The 16667-nt window shown below is 38.1% G+C and carries 17 protein-coding genes; 4 read left to right on the top strand and 13 right to left on the bottom strand.

Annotated features, from left to right (window positions below; translation table 11 throughout):
• The first annotated feature begins 70 nt into the window (after positions 1-70).
• The 3 genes from DET49_RS07370 (at position 71) to DET49_RS07380 (ending at position 6229) form a co-directional block, all read left to right on the top strand.
• On the top strand, positions 71-4258 hold the full coding sequence (locus tag DET49_RS07370; RefSeq protein WP_133547456.1) for an HYR domain-containing protein: 4188 nt from the start codon (positions 71-73) through the stop codon (positions 4256-4258).
• 263 nt (positions 4259-4521) lie between these two features.
• The gene (locus DET49_RS07375) at positions 4522-5430 is read left to right on the top strand and encodes a L,D-transpeptidase (protein WP_243729572.1); all 909 of its coding nucleotides are present in this window, start codon (positions 4522-4524) and stop codon (positions 5428-5430) included.
• 40 nt (positions 5431-5470) lie between these two features.
• Positions 5471-6229 (top strand): hypothetical protein, encoded by a 759-nt coding sequence (locus DET49_RS07380; RefSeq protein ID WP_133547457.1) that lies wholly within the window; start codon positions 5471-5473, stop codon positions 6227-6229.
• 138 nt (positions 6230-6367) lie between these two features.
• Here DET49_RS07380 and DET49_RS07385 read toward each other — a convergent pair whose 3' ends face one another.
• The 13 genes from DET49_RS07385 to DET49_RS07440 all read right to left on the bottom strand — a co-directional run bounded on the left by DET49_RS07385 (position 6368) and on the right by DET49_RS07440 (position 16144).
• Complete coding sequence (locus DET49_RS07385) at positions 6368-6502, bottom strand: 30S ribosomal protein THX (protein ID WP_133547458.1); 135 nt, start codon at positions 6500-6502, stop codon at positions 6368-6370.
• A gap of 3 nt (positions 6503-6505) precedes the next feature.
• On the bottom strand, positions 6506-6649 hold the full coding sequence (locus DET49_RS18450; RefSeq protein ID WP_166636557.1) for a hypothetical protein: 144 nt from the start codon (positions 6647-6649) through the stop codon (positions 6506-6508).
• A gap of 79 nt (positions 6650-6728) precedes the next feature.
• On the bottom strand, positions 6729-7496 hold the full coding sequence (gene trpA, locus DET49_RS07390; protein WP_133547459.1) for a tryptophan synthase subunit alpha: 768 nt from the start codon (positions 7494-7496) through the stop codon (positions 6729-6731).
• A 124-nt stretch (positions 7497-7620) separates the two neighbouring features.
• The gene (gene trpB / locus DET49_RS07395; RefSeq protein WP_133547460.1) at positions 7621-8802 is read right to left on the bottom strand and encodes a tryptophan synthase subunit beta; all 1182 of its coding nucleotides are present in this window, start codon (positions 8800-8802) and stop codon (positions 7621-7623) included.
• Between the two features lie 87 nt (positions 8803-8889).
• On the bottom strand, positions 8890-9510 hold the full coding sequence (locus DET49_RS07400; protein ID WP_133547461.1) for a phosphoribosylanthranilate isomerase: 621 nt from the start codon (positions 9508-9510) through the stop codon (positions 8890-8892).
• Between the two features lie 148 nt (positions 9511-9658).
• Positions 9659-10450 (bottom strand): indole-3-glycerol phosphate synthase TrpC, encoded by a 792-nt coding sequence (trpC, locus tag DET49_RS07405; RefSeq protein ID WP_133547462.1) that lies wholly within the window; start codon positions 10448-10450, stop codon positions 9659-9661.
• A gap of 105 nt (positions 10451-10555) precedes the next feature.
• A complete protein-coding gene (gene trpD / locus DET49_RS07410; protein ID WP_133547463.1) occupies positions 10556-11548 on the bottom strand; it encodes an anthranilate phosphoribosyltransferase in 993 nt (330 codons plus the stop codon).
• 3 nt (positions 11549-11551) lie between these two features.
• Positions 11552-12118, bottom strand: a complete 567-nt coding sequence (locus DET49_RS07415) for an anthranilate synthase component II (RefSeq protein WP_133547464.1) — start codon at positions 12116-12118, stop codon at positions 11552-11554.
• Between the two features lie 37 nt (positions 12119-12155).
• Positions 12156-13550, bottom strand: coding sequence for an anthranilate synthase component I family protein (locus tag DET49_RS07420; RefSeq protein ID WP_133547465.1), 1395 nt, complete (start codon positions 13548-13550; stop codon positions 12156-12158).
• Positions 13551-13884: 334 nt separating this feature from the next.
• Positions 13885-14385: a YceI family protein gene (locus DET49_RS07425; protein ID WP_317130304.1), complete on the bottom strand. Its 501-nt coding sequence runs from the start codon at positions 14383-14385 to the stop codon at positions 13885-13887.
• A 60-nt stretch (positions 14386-14445) separates the two neighbouring features.
• Complete coding sequence (locus DET49_RS07430; RefSeq protein ID WP_133547467.1) at positions 14446-15024, bottom strand: YceI family protein; 579 nt, start codon at positions 15022-15024, stop codon at positions 14446-14448.
• A gap of 35 nt (positions 15025-15059) precedes the next feature.
• Positions 15060-15692, bottom strand: coding sequence for an NAD(P)H-dependent oxidoreductase (locus tag DET49_RS07435; RefSeq protein WP_133547468.1), 633 nt, complete (start codon positions 15690-15692; stop codon positions 15060-15062).
• 2 nt (positions 15693-15694) lie between these two features.
• Positions 15695-16144, bottom strand: a complete 450-nt coding sequence (locus tag DET49_RS07440) for a MarR family winged helix-turn-helix transcriptional regulator (RefSeq protein ID WP_133547469.1) — start codon at positions 16142-16144, stop codon at positions 15695-15697.
• A 195-nt stretch (positions 16145-16339) separates the two neighbouring features.
• Here DET49_RS07440 and DET49_RS07445 point away from each other — a divergent pair, with 195 nt between their 5' ends.
• Positions 16340-16654, top strand: coding sequence for a rhodanese-like domain-containing protein (locus tag DET49_RS07445; RefSeq protein WP_133547470.1), 315 nt, complete (start codon positions 16340-16342; stop codon positions 16652-16654).
• Positions 16655-16667: the final 13 nt, after the last annotated feature.

The following is a 16667-nucleotide window of genomic DNA, read 5'->3' on the forward strand; positions in this document are numbered from 1 at the left end:
ATTAACGTAATTTTTAATTCTTTCACCCAACAATATTTATCTTTACTGTCGGAGGCGCTAAAATCCGGCTATGAAGCAAAATTACCTTACACCACCCGGTTTTACTTTTCGGCTACAGCCGTTTGGTATTACTACTGCGCTTTTTCTACTCTTTTTTTTACTGAATATTTCTAGTGGGTTTGGGCAGGCAAATTGCACTATTAACAGTTCGGCACTTGATCCTACAGATGAAAGTCCCATTCCTCTTGATCTTAATTTTGAAGGCCTAATAAATCGTGAATTGATTGAAGAGGATTTTGTGATAACCAATGGAGAAATTAGAAGTTTTGAAAGAGGAATTCCTGAGTTTATTCAGAAAGATCCGCATATCCCATTAGTTAATTTTGATTTAGATGTCAAGCCAGGTGAAATTTCATTCGATTTCGATAAAACAGGGGCTTTGCTTGCCGAGCGTCTTGCTAAAAGTATAATTTCAATAACAGAAGTTAATAATAGTCACTTACTTTTATTGACATTCGGAGATGGGGTAAAAGATTTAAATAAAAACGGGAATATTACAAATGAAAAATTTATAAATTCCTCAGAATTAAATTCACCACTAGACATTGAAGCCACAAATTATTTGCAAAATCCTAATCCCCAGATAGTTTACATTGCTGATAAAAATGATTTAATGATCAAAAGATTTAATAATGCCGGAATCCGCTTATCAAATTGGGGTACAGGAGCACTAGGCGATGGGGAAAATGAATTTTACGGACCCACAGGGCTTGTTTCAGATAGTGAATATGTTTATCTAGCGGACGCTTATACAGGCGGGGCTGATGGTTTAGATTTAGTTAAAATATATGATCATCAAGGTAATTTGGAATATACCTTATCCGAGGAAACAGGATATGATTTTTATGATCCTTATCGTATAGCGGTAGATAAAGAAGGGAGAATTTATGTTGCAGACGGTGAGAGTGACTCCGATGAAGATTTAGGAAGAATTCAAATTTTTCAAAAAAATCCAGATCTTGATAAATACGAACTCATTCATACCATAAAGGGGGAGGATATTGATGAACTTGGTGCTCCTGGAAGCATGGTTATTGATGATTATGGTTATTTATATGTTATCGACTATGAAGATGATTTAACATTAAGTAGTATTTATGAATCTCCTGAAGATTTAATTTTGAATTATGATGAGATAGTTTCAAAAAAATATTCAATAAATGTGTATGATACAAATCAGGGAAATTTCAATCTGGTCCATACATTTAATGATGGATTGAACCTTCCAATTGATCTTGAAATTGGAAATTGTGGGAAAATTTATGTAAATAATTTGAAATTAAGTGGTCCAGGTTTGAATCCCAATTGGATTCAAATGGTTTTAACTCCTTTTCTATTTCCGGGACAAAATGTAATCGAAACTAACTTTAATTTCGAATTAAGAATTTTTACTCGCCACGATAATTTTACCGCGGAAGTTATTCCTAAGGAAGAAGGTTTAGTAGAAGTTTCTTTAAATGCTGAAAACGAGTTTTTCCCTTGCGATCCACAACCTGAATGTGAATTTTTGTTATTTTATGGGGAAGAGGAATTACAGCCAGTTGTTACCTGCCCTGATAATTCTGATCTTCAAAATCTGTCTTTAGACGGAAACTGCGAATATGAATTGCCGGCTTTTGCTGATATTATTGAAACCGATAATTTTAATGATCTGGATTTTTCTGTGAATGAAAATCGAGTTGATAATACTCTGAATGTTGAAGTGGGAGTTTTGGAAAATGGAGAACTTATTGAAACCTGTCAGCTTCAGTTTACATTAATTGATGAAATCGAGCCAGCAATTACCTGTCCTTTAAATATTGCCCGAGAAATTCCTGCCGGAGAAGATTCAATAATTATAAATTACGATTTGCCTGAAGTGTCCGATAACTGTAGTGAAAATCTCACTCCCACTTTGGTAGATGGTCTAGCTTCAGGAAATGAATTTAAGGAAGGAATTCATACTATAGAATTTGAAGTAATCGATGAAGTTGGTTTAACAGCCAATTGTAGTTTTACAATCACCGTAACCCAGGCAGATTCCGAAGCTCCCGAAATAGAATGTATTAACCAGAAGATTTTTCTCGATAAAAACGGGCAGGCAGTTCTGGATCCGAATTCCGTGTATAATGGCGAACGAAATGATTTACAATTAAGTGTTTCACCAGAAAATTTTGATTGTTCTAGCTTAGGAGAAAACACTGTGATTTTAACCGCTACCGATCCTGAAACGGGCTTAAGCAGTAGTTGTACTACCGAGGTATTGGTCATGGATGATATTGCTCCCGAGACCAATTGCATAACGCCTGGCCGGGAATTCCAATTAGAAAATGGAAGCGTAACGATTTCTCCCTCGGCGATCGATTTAAATTCCACTGATAACTGTGAAATCACCAGAACGCTTTCTGAAGATACTTTTACAACGCCGGGCACTAAAAATATTACCCTTTACGTAGAAGATACAGCCGGAAATATTGCTGAATGTACAGCTTCCATTGAAATTTTGCCTGATGACGAAGAACCAGACAATCGCGATTACACCTGTATTCCCGAAGCAGAAATTCCCGATATTAGTCTGGATGAAAATTGTACTCCTCAATTCCCCTATTACACCGAATTGATTGAAACTGATAACTTTACTCCAGATTTTACCCAAATTCCAGAGCAACTTACCGAAGAAACCTATTTAATTACTATTGAAATAAGGGACGAAGCAACCGGGGAACTGGTGGGCGAATGTTCTTTTTCGGCAAACCTGGTAGATCTTATACCACCTACAATTTCCTGTCTTGATGATCAGCGGGAAAGCTTTGATCCTGAAACAGGTTTTGAGGTCCCTGATTATGAAAATATGGCTGGGGTATCAGATAATTGCGGGGAAGTGAGTTTCCGACAGGATCCTGAAGCCGGGGAGATAATTTACACTAATACCACCGTAAATCTTTTTGTGGAAGATGAAAACGGCCTGGAAGCCAGTTGTAGTTTTGAGCTGGAATTAACCGAGACCGATGTTTTAAATATCACCTGCCAAATAGATAAGAACGTTAGCCCGGATGATAATTGCAGTTTTTGGCTACCAGATTATACCGGAACTGCCGAAGTTAATTTTGATGGTGCCCAGATAACCCAAACCCCACCACCAGGATCAATTATAACCGAAAATACACAAATACAACTCACCGCCAGCCTTAACGGCGAAACAGACGACTGCTATTTTATGGTAAACCTGGTAGATGATGAAACTCCGGTTGCTTCCTGTGTTTCTGGCTTTGTGGTGAACTTAGATAATTCCGGAAACGCCAGTATAACTCCCGAGGAGCTGGACAATAGTTCTACTGATAATTGCGGCATTGTTTCTATGTCGCTGAGCCAAACAGAGTTCAACCGCTCGGATATCGGAGAAGTGCCAGTAACTTTAACCGTGCGTGATGATGCTGGAAATATGGACTCTTGTGAAACAACTGTGGAGGTAGTAGAAGAGCCTTCAGGGGCATTTCAGTGTCGCGAAAATATAGCATTAAGCCTGGACGAAAACGGGGAGGCCAGGCTCGACCTTCAGGATCTTTATACAGGTGATGCCACCGACTTTTCCCTGGAAGCAAGTCGATTGAATTTTAGCTGCAGCGATTTAGGTGAGGTGGAAATTCAACTTAATTATACAGGGGAACAGAATGGTAGTTGTATGATTAACGTGGAAGTTCGGGATGAAATTCCCCCTTACATTGGAACTGATCTTGTAGAATTGAGTTTGGATAATGAAGGTTTTGCCTATCTCAAGCAAGAGGATATTTTGGCTGAAGATAATTGCAGTGAAGAACTTATTTACCGGTTTGATAGATCGCTATTCACCTGTAAGGACGTTGGTTACAATATGGTGAATGTGGAAGTTGAAGATGCAAATGGAAATATAGCAGAAAAATTAATTGAGCTAGATATCACAGGTGAGCAGTGTGATACCCCTGAAGATAATGAAATCAAATTTCCAATTCTTTACCCCAATCCCAGTGATGGTATTTTCACCATTGCCACTCCCGAGGGAATGTTTATAGAGCGCATACGTGTATTTGATTCCCGAGGGCGCTATATAATGCAACAGGATTATAGTGGCAATGCCCGCTTTTACCGAATGAGTATTCTTGCCGTTGCAGAATCGGTTTATACCCTGCAAATTTTCACCAATGAAGGGGTGACCGTTAAGAGGGTGATTATAAAGAGGTAAGCAATTGAGGTTATTATAATCTTAATTTGAGGTTGATTGACCTTTGGGAACATCCGGAAGGAGAGACAAGCTTAAGACACAATATTAGTGCGAACCTTTAATAGGAATTACCCAACAAAATCACAAATAAAACAGCATTTTTTTACCAATCCTACAACAAACTATTAACGGTTCTTTGGCACCCAACAATAAGCTAGCGGCCTAATTTAGTAGTGTCTAGAAGGAAGCTTTATTCTTTGGCACACAACTTAAACCTACAAATTTTGAAGGAACAATCCCCTAAACTGATTTCGATATTTTTCGTTATAGTAGTAATGCTATTTTCGTCCTGTAACAATAAAGAAAGTGAAAAAATAAAAGAGGTCAGACCCACCCAACTGGATACCATTGCTTTGGAACCGCCGGTTTTTAAAACTAATTACAGGTTGGATTCTATTTCCAGCAGGGAACATTTAGATAGTCTGAAAAATAGTTTTTCTGAAGAGGAGAAAAAGTTGGTCTATGCTTTAAATCGAATAGATGCTCACCGAATTGAACCCGGGACAAAACTTATAATTCCAGATTCTTTAGTTGCTGATTTGAATTTATATGCTCCATTTCCTAAAAATTTAAGGCTCTTTGATTCTATAAGCAAAACCGTGGTAATCTCACAGCGAATCCAGGCTTTCGCGCTTTATGAGAATGGGATTCTGTTACGCTGGGGCCCGGTAAGTACTGGAAAGCAAAGTACAGGTACCCCCTCGGGCTTATATTACGGAAATTATAAGGCGAAACGAAAAATAAGTACTATAGATGATTCCTGGGTCATGCCCTTTTACTTCAATTTTATGAATTTTGAAGGTATAGGAACACACGAATATACCTTACCGGGTTATCCTGCTAGCCATGGTTGTGTAAGAATGTACCAGGAAGATGCGAAATTTATTTACCATTGGGCTGAGATGTGGCACCTGGAAAGTGATGTGATTGTGCAGAATGGAACCCCATTTATGGTTATTGGCCAATATGATTTTGAAGATATTCAGCCCTGGTTTAAACTTGCTCAAAACAATAAAGACAATGAGTTAAATGCTGAAGAAATCAACACCCTTAAGATTTATGCTCAGCGCTATCAAAACGACCCGTTAAACTTTAATTTCGAAGATCTGGGGGAGGACGATATTATATTATAGGTTGTTCAGTATTTTGTATTTTAGTATGAAATTCTATTTTATGAAATTAAAAATAAAGCTTTTCAGTTTATTTGTCTTGTTATTTTCCTTAGGAAGTCTAACTGCCCAGGAAACTTCGGTTATGGTAAGAGCATTGGCGAAGGACGCGAAATTCATTGGAAGCTCCATTGGAGGCGCAAAAATTGTTATCAGGAATGCCCAAACAGGAGAAATCCTTGATCAGGGCTTAACTTCCGGAAGCACGGGTAATACCAAGCTAATTGTTGAAACTCCACAAAAACGCTATTCCCGGCTGACCGATGAGAAAACCGCCGGGTTTAAAGCGGAATTAGATATAGACAAACCTACATTTATAGAGGTGGAGGCCCAAGCTCCTTTTAATAAAAAGCAGGCCAGGGTGGTTTCCACCACCCAACTCTGGGTAATCCCAGGAAAGGATATAACCGGCGACGGAGTAATACTGGAAGTCCCGGGATTCGTGGTTGATATACTCTCCCCCCAAACCCATGAGCGTATAAAATCTACAGAGGAAATCGATCTGAAAGCCAATATAGTAATGATGTGCGGTTGTCCTGTAACCGAAGAAGGCATTTGGGATGCCAATCAATATGAAGTAAAAGCAATTATAGATTCGCAAGAAACCAAAAGCAAAGAAGTGACTCTAAATCCTACCCAGAAGCCAAGTACATTTACTGCACAAACGAAATTAGAAAAAGGATATCACACCATCACAATCTATGCTTTTGATCCTCTCACCGGAAATACCGGGGTCGATAAAACCAATATAGTGGTAAATTAGATAATCTCGTGAAGAGTGTCTGTAGCCTTTACAAAGTAGGTGCTTGATAAGCAGATGACATACTATTTAATAACAAAACCCTGAACCTAAAAGTTTAAACTTTCAAATTCAGGGTTTCCAGACGTAGTCAACTTACAACTACTCTAATTCTTTCTTTTCCTGTTGGGCCATAGTGGTTGGTTTAACCTTAAACTTTTTACGTTTAGGGCGTAATCTTCCATGGGTACCAATAGCAATTTTTCCTCGTTTTGTTTTTTTGTCTCCACGACCCATAAATTACTTTTTATTTTGTTGGTCTTTTATGGTTTTTTCGTCGATATCCACTTTATTAGTATCAACATCACGGTTTCCTATTTCATTCAAAGGATCTGAATCCTTATCTTTTCTTTTTTTCTTATTTTCTTCAATTGGGCCTCCCATAATTGTATTGTTTTTTGATTCACTTACTAAGATAAGAAATATGATCCATAAGGACTCCCAAGAGGATGTTAGAATTTGGTTAAACCGGCCTAATAGTTTTCACAAAATCGCTTATTTTATTTTTTCCATTGTGGTTAAGATGTTTAATAAATGCCGAACCAATAATTGCACCTTTTGAAAATTCAGTGGCCTGGTTAAAGGTTTCTTCATCGCTTATTCCAAAACCAACCACCTGGGGATTCTGAAGTTTCATTTCTGAAATTCTTTGGAAATATTTTCTTGTTTCTGGGCTAAACCCTGAAGTTGAACCAGTAACACTTGCAGTGCTCACCATATAAATGAAACCATCGGAAACCGAATCTATAAAACGGATTCGTTCCTCCGATGTTTGTGGGGTAATCAGGAATATATTTTGGATTCCATTTTCTTCAAAAATAGATCTATACTCTTCATTATAAACATCCACAGGGAGATCGGGAATTATTAGTCCGTCAATGCCTGTTTCTCCACATTTTTTACAGAATTTCTCCACCCCATATTGAAGAATAGGATTAAAGTAACCCATAATAATCAATGGAATTTTCACAGACTGCCTTATCCCACTTAGTTGTTCAAAGAGTTTATTAGTGGTCATTCCGCTTTTAAGCGCCTTGGTAGAGCTTTCCTGAATAGTAGGTCCATCGGCTAGGGGATCGCTAAAGGGTAAGCCAATTTCTATAAAATCAATCCCATTTCTTTCTAATTCCTGGATAATAGAAACCGTATCATCGGTTTCAGGATAACCCGCTGTGAAGTATATAGAGAGCAGTTTATGGTCTTCCTGAAGTTTTTTATTTATTCTGTTCATATTTAATAAGCTTATCAATCATTATTCTGAAATTCAGAATCAAAGTTGTTCTAATTACCATTTAGAGAGCATCACCCCTTCAATCTTTTTTATATTCCAATCTGTAAGTTACGAGTCCAGGTTCCTATAAACCAAAATAGTCGATATACGTACTCAAATCCTTGTCTCCACGTCCCGAAAGATTGATCACTACGATATCATCTTTTTTAAACTTTCGATCCTCGAAAATCGCCAGGGCGTGAGAAGTTTCTATTGCCGGTATGATGCCTTCAAGTTTTGCCAGTTCAAGGCCGGCATCCATTGCTGCTTTATCGGTTATTGAAATAAATTCACCGCGGCCACTTCTAAATAAATTGGCATGCATAGGACCAACTCCCGGATAATCTAGACCGGCGGAAATAGAATAGGGTTCTGTAATCTGACCGTCATCGGTTTGCATAAGCAGGGTTTTACTGCCGTGTATAATTCCTTCTTTTCCCAACGCCGAGGTAGCAGCGCTTTCCCCACTTTGTATACCTTTTCCTGCAGCTTCAACAGCGATAATGCCGACATCGGGATTGTCCAGATAATGAAAATAAGCACCTGCGGCGTTGCTTCCGCCACCTACACAGGCCACAACATAATCAGGGTTTTCACGATTTTCCTTTTCTTTTAATTGGATTTTAATTTCCTCAGAAATTATCGCCTGGAACCGGGCTACCATATCAGGATAGGGATGGGGCCCAACAACAGAACCGATAATATAATGCGTATCAAGGGGATTATTAATCCAATCCCGAATCGCTTCGTTGGTGGCATCTTTCAAGGTTCGGCTTCCCGATTTTGCAGGCACCACTGTAGCACCTAACATTTTCATTCGGGCTACATTCGGGGCCTGTCGCTCAATATCAATCTCGCCCATATAAACGATACATTCAATGCCCATCAGCGCGCAAACAGTAGCGGTAGCAACTCCGTGTTGCCCTGCACCGGTTTCAGCGATAATTCGGTCTTTACCCAAGCGTTTAGCCATTAAAATCTGGCCAACCGTATTGTTCACCTTATGTGCACCGGTATGGCAAAGATCCTCTCGTTTTAGGTAAATTTTTGTCCCGTATTTTTTGCTAAAACGTTCCGCATAATAAAGCGGGGTAGGGCGTCCCACATAATCTCGCAATAAAGCTTTAAATTCTTTCTGAAAAGATTCCTCTTTCATAATATCCAGGTACTGCGAACGCAATTCCTCTACATTTGGATAGAGCATTTCCGGGATAAAAGCCCCGCCAAAATCACCGTAATATCCTTTTTCGTTAGCCTGATAGCTCATTTTTATTTATTTTATTTAAATCCAAACCCCAGTATAACAAACCTTGCAGAAGGACCTATACTGGCTTGCTGCAAATTCACTAATTTTCTAATTAAATTCCTTGAGGAATCCTTCCAGATTCTCAATGTTTTTTTGCCCTGGTTGATCTTCAAATTTACTGTTTACATCAATAGCGTATAACAAATTATCCTTTCCCTTTTTTAAAAAATAAGTTTGAAGTTCTTTGATTTCTTCAACTTCTTGAGGGCCTATTCCCCCGCTTAAAAAAAATGGTCTGTTTGAAGGATAATTTTTTAAAATCTCCCAGTTGAAAGTGATTCCATTTCCTCCTTTATTTTTGCCTTTAGTGTCAAAAAGGAAGTAATCAATCACATTTTCAAAATCCTTTAAAAGTTTAAAGTCGAAATCATCATTCGCCGAAAACACTTTGATTATCTCCACCGGGGTTTGTGTGAAAAGTATTTTCAATTCTGCACAAAATGCGGCACTTTCCTCTCCGTGGAGTTGAATTGCATTGAGATCGTGTTTCTTAACTTTCTCTAAAATAACATCGATAGCTTCATTGACAAAAACTCCGGTTTTCTTTATTTTTGAAGGAATTTCTGGAATTTCAGCATCAAAATGGCGTGGCGTCTTTTTATAAAATATAAAGCCCATATAGTCTGGCTGTAGCCGTGCGACTTTACTGATATTTTCGGGATTTTTCATCCCACATATTTTTAACTTTAAGTTTTTCATTGGATTATCTCATTGACATTTCTCACCTATAGAACTTATGTTTAAAAGGATTTTCGTCCTTGTTTGGTTCAAGCAGAATATCTTTCAGCTTTGAGAAAACATATTGCCTGAAATAAATTTAAGGTGATGTGCTTAATTTTTTCACGAAGGCTGTTGCAGCCTTGCCGGGATTACTGGTTTTCATAAAATTCTCACCGATCAAAAATCCTTTATAGCCGTATTGCTGTAAATCTTTAATTGTTTCCACCGAACTTATTCCGCTTTCTGAAACCTTTACAAACTCTTCAGGGATCTTTTTCGAAAGCTCTTTACTGATATCGGTACTTACTTCAAATGTCTTTAAGTTTCGGTTGTTTACCCCCAGCATATCCAGGCTGGGCATAATGGATTTTTTTAATTCATCTTCGTTATGCACTTCTAATAAAACCTCCAGACCAAGGCTTTGTGCAAATTCTGAAAACTTCTTTATTTGTTTGTTTTCCAAAACCGCCGCGATCAGCAGAATAACATCTGCGCCATGGGCTTTTGCTTCCAGGATTTGATACTCATCAATAATAAATTCTTTTCGCAGCAAGGGCAGCTTTACCGCTGCACGGGCGTAAAGTAAATCGTCTAAAGATCCTCCAAAATATTTGCCATCGGTAAGTACGGACATTCCTGAGATACCGGCATCTTCATAACCTTTAGCAACGTCTTCAACATTTAGATCCTGGTTGATTACTGATTTTGATGGAGAACGTCTTTTGTGCTCCGCAATTATTCCGGTTTTACTAGCTTTGAGCTTTTGGCCTAAGGAAATGGTTTGGCGCTTAAAAAGTTCCGCCTTTTCTAATTGCGAAATGGGAACTACAAGTTTTTTTAAAACCAGTTCTTTGTGTTTATCTGCTATGATTTTATCTAAGATGTTCATTCTTCTGTTATGTATCTCGGTTTTTTGCTTTTGAACCTTGTTGTGATCTTAATGAAGATCAGTATCCTGCTTAAAAGTTTGCCTATGCGAATTCCCGGAGATGGTTTATTTGCTCAGTTCCTGCAATTTTTCCAGGGCTTTTAAAGCTTTCCCCGAATTTATAGATTCCCGGGCAGTTTCAAAACCTTCCAGAGCACTAATTTGTTTGGTAGTAGCTATGGCCATTCCCGCGTTGGCACAAACTACATCGTTTTGTGCTTTGGTGCCTTTTCCTTTTAAAATATTCACAAAAATTTCAGCTGAACTTTCAATAGAACCACCACCTGCAATTTCTTCCTGTTTTAAAGGTTCCACTCCAAAATCTTCCGGACTCAACATTCCTTCGGAATTATTGGAGATAGTTTTAGTCTTTCCGGTTAGTGAAATTTCATCATAGCCATCCAAAGCGTGTAAAATAGTAAAATTCTTATCGGTGTTTTGATATAAATAGCCATACATCCTGGCCAACTCCAGGTTAAATACGCCTACTAACTGATTTTTCGGAAAAGCAGGGTTAACCATTGGGCCCAGCATATTAAAAAAGGTTTTTACCGCAAGAGATTTCCTGATTGGAGCCACGTTTTTCATAGCTGGATGGAATAGGGGAGCGTGCAAAACGCAAATTCCAGCTTCTGAAATACATTTTTCGAGAAAGCCTTCATCCTTGCTAAATTTAATTCCAAGGCTTTCCATAACATTGGAACTACCGCTTACCGACGAGACCCCGTAGTTTCCGTGTTTTGCTACATTTACCCCCGCTCCGGCAGTCACAAAAGAAGAAGTGGTTGAAATATTAAAGGTGTTTTTACCATCGCCTCCTGTTCCGCAAAGGTCTATGGGATTATAATCACTTAGATCAATGGCCACACATAGTTCCAAAAGGGCATCTCGAAAACCTTCGAGTTCTTCTATTGTAATGCTACGCATCATATAGACCGTAAGAAATGCCGCGATCTGACTTTCGTTGTACTCCCCATTAGAAATACTGAAAAGCGCTTGTTTAGCCTCATCCTTTGAGATGGTTTCGTGGTTGATAAGCCTGTTTAACAATTCCTTCATAACTTAAATGTTTACCCAATTCTGAATCATTTTTTTTCCGTCCGGGGTTAACACAGACTCGGGATGAAACTGCACCCCACGTACGTCATATTCCCGGTGCCGAAGCGACATAATTTGTCCCTTTTCATCATATGAAGTGGCTTCTAAAGAATCGGGGAGTTCTTTTAAAACCACCCAGGAATGATAACGACCTACCTTCATCGTTTTGGGCAAGTCTTTAAAAAGCGGCTCGTCATCGACACAAAGTTCCATATTAGTGGCAATGCCGTGAAAAACCGATTCCAAATTACCTAACTTTCCACCGAAAACTTCTCCTATTGCCTGTTGGCCAAGGCAAACTCCCAGGATACTCTTTGAGGATGCGTATTTTTCAATAATGGGTTTTAAAAGGCCTGCTTCATCAGGAATCCCAGGGCCGGGGGAGAGAAGAATCTTATCGTATTTTTCTACGTCTTCCAGTTCCAGTTGGTCGTTCCTAATTACTGTAACCTCACAATCCAATTCTTCGAGATAATGTACAAGGTTGTACACAAAGGAATCGTAATTATCTATAACTAATATTTTTTTCATTCTACCTGGTGTGAATTTAAATTTAATTTTCTAGAGTTTAAATATCTTCAGCAATCCCCAGTGCCTTGGTCAAGGCTCCGAGTTTATTGTAAACTTCCTGTAATTCGTTTTCCTCTACCGATTCAGAAACCACACCGGCACCTGCCTGGTAATGTAACTGGTGATTTTTACTCACAAAAGAGCGGATAATGATCGCGTGGTTGAAGTTGCCATGGAAATCCATAAACCCAATGGCGCCGCCATAGGCATCACGGTTGACATTTTCGTATTGTTCTATAAGTTTCATAGCACTATGTTTGGGCGCTCCACTTAAAGTTCCTGCTGGAAAAGTATCAGCCACTACCTGCATAGTAGGCGTTTTTGGATCTTTAGTACCGGTAACTTTACTTACCAAATGGATCACGTGCGAGAAGAACTGAATTTCCCGGTATTTCTCCACTTTTACATTGCTACCGTGCCGACTAAGATCGTTTCTAGCCAAATCTACCAGCATCACATGTTCTGCATTTTCCTTTTCATCAGCAGCAAGTTTTTTGGCTAATTCAGCGTCTTCTTCATCGTTCCCGGTACGTTTGAAGGTGCCGGCAATTGGATGAATTTCTGCCTGGCCGTCCTGGACTACTAATTGGGCTTCAGGAGAACTTCCGAATATTTTAAAGTTTCCGTAATCGAAATAAAAAAGGTATGGGGAAGGATTTACGCTGCGTAAAGCTCTGTAAACATTGAATTCATCACCTTTGAATTTTTGTGAAAACCGGCGAGAAAGCACAATTTGAAAAACATCCCCGCGATAGCAGTGTTTTTTGCCAAGCCTTACATTTTCCCTGAATTCTTCATCCGTTAGATTTGAAACAGGTGCTTCCTGGCGTTCAAAATTATAGGTGGCGAAATTCTTAACCTTTAGCAGTTGCTCAATTTCAGCGATTTTGGAATCAGTATCATAGCTGTGATCAAAAATATAAGCTTCGTTGTTGAAATGATTTATGGCAATAATATTTTGATAAACTGCGTAGTAAATATCCGGAAGTTTAAGATCACCATTTCGCTTTTTAATCTCCAGGTCTTCGAAATACCTTACCCCATCGTAAGCTATATAACCAAAAAGCCCGTTATTAATGAATTTAAAATCAGAGACTTCAGTCTTGAATTGTTTGGCGAAGTCCTGGATCTTAAGTGGCACATTTACTCCAGGGTTAATTTCAGTACTATTTTTATTTCCGTCAGGGAAAACTTCCGTAATAATTTCATTTTGAATCTTAATGGAAGCGATGGGATTACAGCAAATATATGAGAAACTATTATCGTTAGCGTGGTAATCGCTACTTTCAAGCAACAGGCTGTTGGGGTACTTGTCTCGCACCTTAAGGTAAACACTTACAGGGGTAATGGTGTCGGCAAGAAGCTTTTTATAGGTGGTGGTTAGTTGGTACATAAAATATTTTTTTCCGTCACTCCCGCAAAAGCGTGAGTCAAATTAATTTATTTTTCTGATCTGTTTCTTATTAGGAATTCCTGCCTTGGCAGAAATGACAAAAATTTCATAAAAAAAAGGCCTGTCGTGAGACAAGCCTTTTGTATGAATTTATACTATAGCGATGTTACTTCACGACGTTTGACGTAAATTATTCCACCACCAGGTATTTGATATTCTGTTTTTCATTAGTCCAAAGATAGGAAGCATATTTAAATAAACAAGTGAAATTTCTAAAAAGAAAGCCGGAAAAGCAATTTTAACTTTTCCGGCTGGAATTGTGCAATTCCACTAATTAAAATTTTAACTCAATATTCAAATCGAAATTATCGTAAATCGTCTGGTCCCCAAGTCCGCTAAAGAAACTTCCTGAATTATATTTTACATTGTATTTAGAACGGTCAATACTGAGTTTTGTAGTTGCAGTATCGTTTCTATGATCTAGATCAAATGTTACCGGATGGGTGTTATCTTTAATTGTAAGGTCGCCCACAACACCATAAGTACCGTCGTCTTTCTTTGCAAGGCTTGTAATTACCAGTTTTGAAGTCGGGTGATTATCCACACCAAAGAAATCGTCTGAGTTCAAATGACCTTCCAATCCTGCTTTATCGTCTCCTTTAAGGTCGGTTACAGTTATTGTTGTCATATCCATTATAAATTCACCCCCGATTATTTCATCGTTTTCAAACAGGAATTTTCCTTCTTTTAAATCGATAGTTCCAGAGTGTGAACCCAATACTTTTTTCCCTTTCCAGGCGATATTACTTGCTTGTGTGTTTATTTGTTTTTCCATAGTTATATTAATTTTTCTTTTCAACATTGATTTTTAATAGCAATTTCTTCCCCAAGTGATTTAGAATTCCAGCGCCACGTCTAGTTCAAAATTGTCGTAGATGGTTTTGTCTCCAAGATTATCAAAGAAACTTCCCGAGCCGTAACGTACGTCGTATTTGGTGCGGTCTATAGTTAATTCTGTAGAAGCTGAATTCTCTTCCCAATCCAAATCAAAAGTTACCTCATTGGTATGGTCTTTTATGCTAAGGTCTGCCACTATACCATAAGTGCCATCATTTTTCTTGGCTACACTAGTGATCACTAGTTTAGAATTTGGGTAAGTGTTTACCCCAAAAAAGTCATCAGATTTTAAGTGGCCTTCTAATTTGCCCTTATCCTCCCCTTGGAGATCGGTAGCTGTAATTGAGCTCATATCCATTACAAATTCACCTCCTTTAAGCTCGCCATCCTCTACCAGGAAATAGCCGTCTTTTAAATCAATAGTTCCTTGGTGGGAACCGGTTACTTTTTCCCCTTCCCAGGTAATATTACTGTCCTTTATATCAATTTTTTTCTCCTGTGCGCTTAGGGTGGTGAATGATAGCAAGGACATTACCATAGCTGAAACAAATGCAACTTTAAATAGATTCTTTTTCATAACAATTTTAAAATTTTAATTAATTGGACTTTAGTTTAAATTAAATGGAATAATTCTTCTTCTTGTTTTCTGACTTTTTTAGCATACTGCAAGGGATCCTCCTTACTTCTGTAGCCGGCAGTGGCAATCACTGCTGTTGTTAAATTTGTACCTGATATCCCCAGGATCTCATCAAATTTTTTCGCATCAAAGCCTTCCATGGGACAAGTGTCAATTTTTAAATGGGCAGCAGCTGAAAGTAAATTTCCAAGGGCGATATACGCCTGTTTTTGTGCCCATATGGATTGCTGGTCTTCAGTTTTTCCTAAAATATTGGAAGTCAGCATATCTTTTAACCCGCTTAAATCCTGTACCTGAACATCGCGAATTTTACTAATATTCTTTAAATATGCATCGATATATGCCTCGTTGAGTTTTTTAAGTCCAGCGAAAACAAATACATGGGATGCATCTGTTAGTTGTGACTGGTTCCAGGCAGCTGCTTTTAGTTTTTCTTTCGTTTCTTTATCGGAAATCACAAAAACTTCGTAAGGCTGAAGTCCATAAGAGGAAGCCGAAAGCTGGATGCTTTTCTGCAGATTCTCTACGTCCAGTTTACTTAAAGGTTTTTCTACATCAAACTTTTTAGTAGCATAGCGCCAGTTTAAATTTTCTATATAATTTTCCATAGTTATTTTCTTATTTTATTTAAACAATTTGTAATCAATTCTATTTCTTCATAATTGAGATCCTCAATCATTTGTTGTTCAACTGCATCTACTTTAGGGTCGATCTCTTTTAATAGTTTCAGGCCTTTCTCAGTGATACTGATTTCAACTTTCCTACGATTAGCTTCGCAGACAATTCTTTGAGTAAGTTCTTTGGCAATAAGCTTATCAACAAGTCTGGTCGTATTACTCATTTTGCTGACCATGCGTTCCTGAATGGTGCTAAGGTTTGCCGGTTTTCCTTTTTGGCCTCTTAAAATACGTAGTACATTAAATTGTTGAATCGAAATATCGAAAGGTTTGAGCGCAGCGGCTACCTGTTCATCAATAAGATTTGCAGTTACCAAAATACTTAGACTAAGCTTTCTGGCAGGCGGCAAATTTTTTGTCTTTAATTGGTCTTCGATTTTCATTTGTCTAAACAACATTTGTATATACAAATATAGGTTAGTTTTGGAAATTAAATCAAAATGATATGTTAAATTTTTCAAGATATAATCAAGTGGATTGAAAGTGTAGTTTTTTAAAACTTTCAATATCTTTACACTGTAATAAATGGTAATATTAACCGGTTTCTTTACGGAAGGAATTTAAAAAACATAGGATTTATGAAAGAACTAAGTCAGGAACAATGGCAGTCTCAAATGGAAAAAGATGAGAATGCAGTGATTTTAGATGTTAGAACTGAAGAAGAGGTGGAAGAAGGGTATATCCCCAATGCTAAAAACCTTGACATCTATAAAGGCCAGGATTTTGTAAATGAAGTTGAAAAACTGGATAAGGATAAGAATTATTATATCTACTGCCGTTCCGGTAAAAGGAGCGCGCAGGCCTGTACTATTTTAGATCAAATGGGTTTTGCTAACACCTATAACCTTGAAGGGGGTTTTATGGAATGGGAAGGTGAAAAGACAGAAGATTAAATTTCAGTAAAAA

It is taken from the genome of Salegentibacter sp. 24 (genome assembly GCF_004362395.1).
Lineage (GTDB): Bacteria > Bacteroidota > Bacteroidia > Flavobacteriales > Flavobacteriaceae > Salegentibacter.

What these genes read in the sequence shown, in the direction of transcription:
- DET49_RS07430 (WP_133547467.1), bottom strand. Translation starts at nt 15,024, where the DNA reads ATGAAAAAGAATCTATTTAAAGTTGCATTTGTTTCAGCTATGGTAATG.
- DET49_RS07425 (WP_317130304.1), bottom strand. Translation starts at nt 14,385, where the DNA reads ATGGAAAAACAAATAAACACACAAGCAAGTAATATCGCCTGGAAAGGG.
- DET49_RS07440 (WP_133547469.1), bottom strand. Translation starts at nt 16,144, where the DNA reads ATGAAAATCGAAGACCAATTAAAGACAAAAAATTTGCCGCCTGCCAGA.
- trpA (WP_133547459.1), bottom strand. Translation starts at nt 7,496, where the DNA reads ATGAACAGAATAAATAAAAAACTTCAGGAAGACCATAAACTGCTCTCT.
- DET49_RS07420 (WP_133547465.1), bottom strand. Translation starts at nt 13,550, where the DNA reads ATGTACCAACTAACCACCACCTATAAAAAGCTTCTTGCCGACACCATT.
- trpB (WP_133547460.1), bottom strand. Translation starts at nt 8,802, where the DNA reads ATGAGCTATCAGGCTAACGAAAAAGGATATTACGGTGATTTTGGCGGG.
- DET49_RS07435 (WP_133547468.1), bottom strand. Translation starts at nt 15,692, where the DNA reads ATGGAAAATTATATAGAAAATTTAAACTGGCGCTATGCTACTAAAAAG.
- trpC (WP_133547462.1), bottom strand. Translation starts at nt 10,450, where the DNA reads ATGAACATCTTAGATAAAATCATAGCAGATAAACACAAAGAACTGGTT.
- DET49_RS07445 (WP_133547470.1), top strand. Translation starts at nt 16,340, where the DNA reads ATGAAAGAACTAAGTCAGGAACAATGGCAGTCTCAAATGGAAAAAGAT.
- trpD (WP_133547463.1), bottom strand. Translation starts at nt 11,548, where the DNA reads ATGAAGGAATTGTTAAACAGGCTTATCAACCACGAAACCATCTCAAAG.
- DET49_RS18450 (WP_166636557.1), bottom strand. Translation starts at nt 6,649, where the DNA reads ATGGGAGGCCCAATTGAAGAAAATAAGAAAAAAAGAAAAGATAAGGAT.
- DET49_RS07400 (WP_133547461.1), bottom strand. Translation starts at nt 9,510, where the DNA reads ATGAAAAATCCCGAAAATATCAGTAAAGTCGCACGGCTACAGCCAGAC.
- DET49_RS07370 (WP_133547456.1), top strand. Translation starts at nt 71, where the DNA reads ATGAAGCAAAATTACCTTACACCACCCGGTTTTACTTTTCGGCTACAG.
- DET49_RS07415 (WP_133547464.1), bottom strand. Translation starts at nt 12,118, where the DNA reads ATGAAAAAAATATTAGTTATAGATAATTACGATTCCTTTGTGTACAAC.
- DET49_RS07385 (WP_133547458.1), bottom strand. Translation starts at nt 6,502, where the DNA reads ATGGGTCGTGGAGACAAAAAAACAAAACGAGGAAAAATTGCTATTGGT.
- DET49_RS07380 (WP_133547457.1), top strand. Translation starts at nt 5,471, where the DNA reads ATGAAATTAAAAATAAAGCTTTTCAGTTTATTTGTCTTGTTATTTTCC.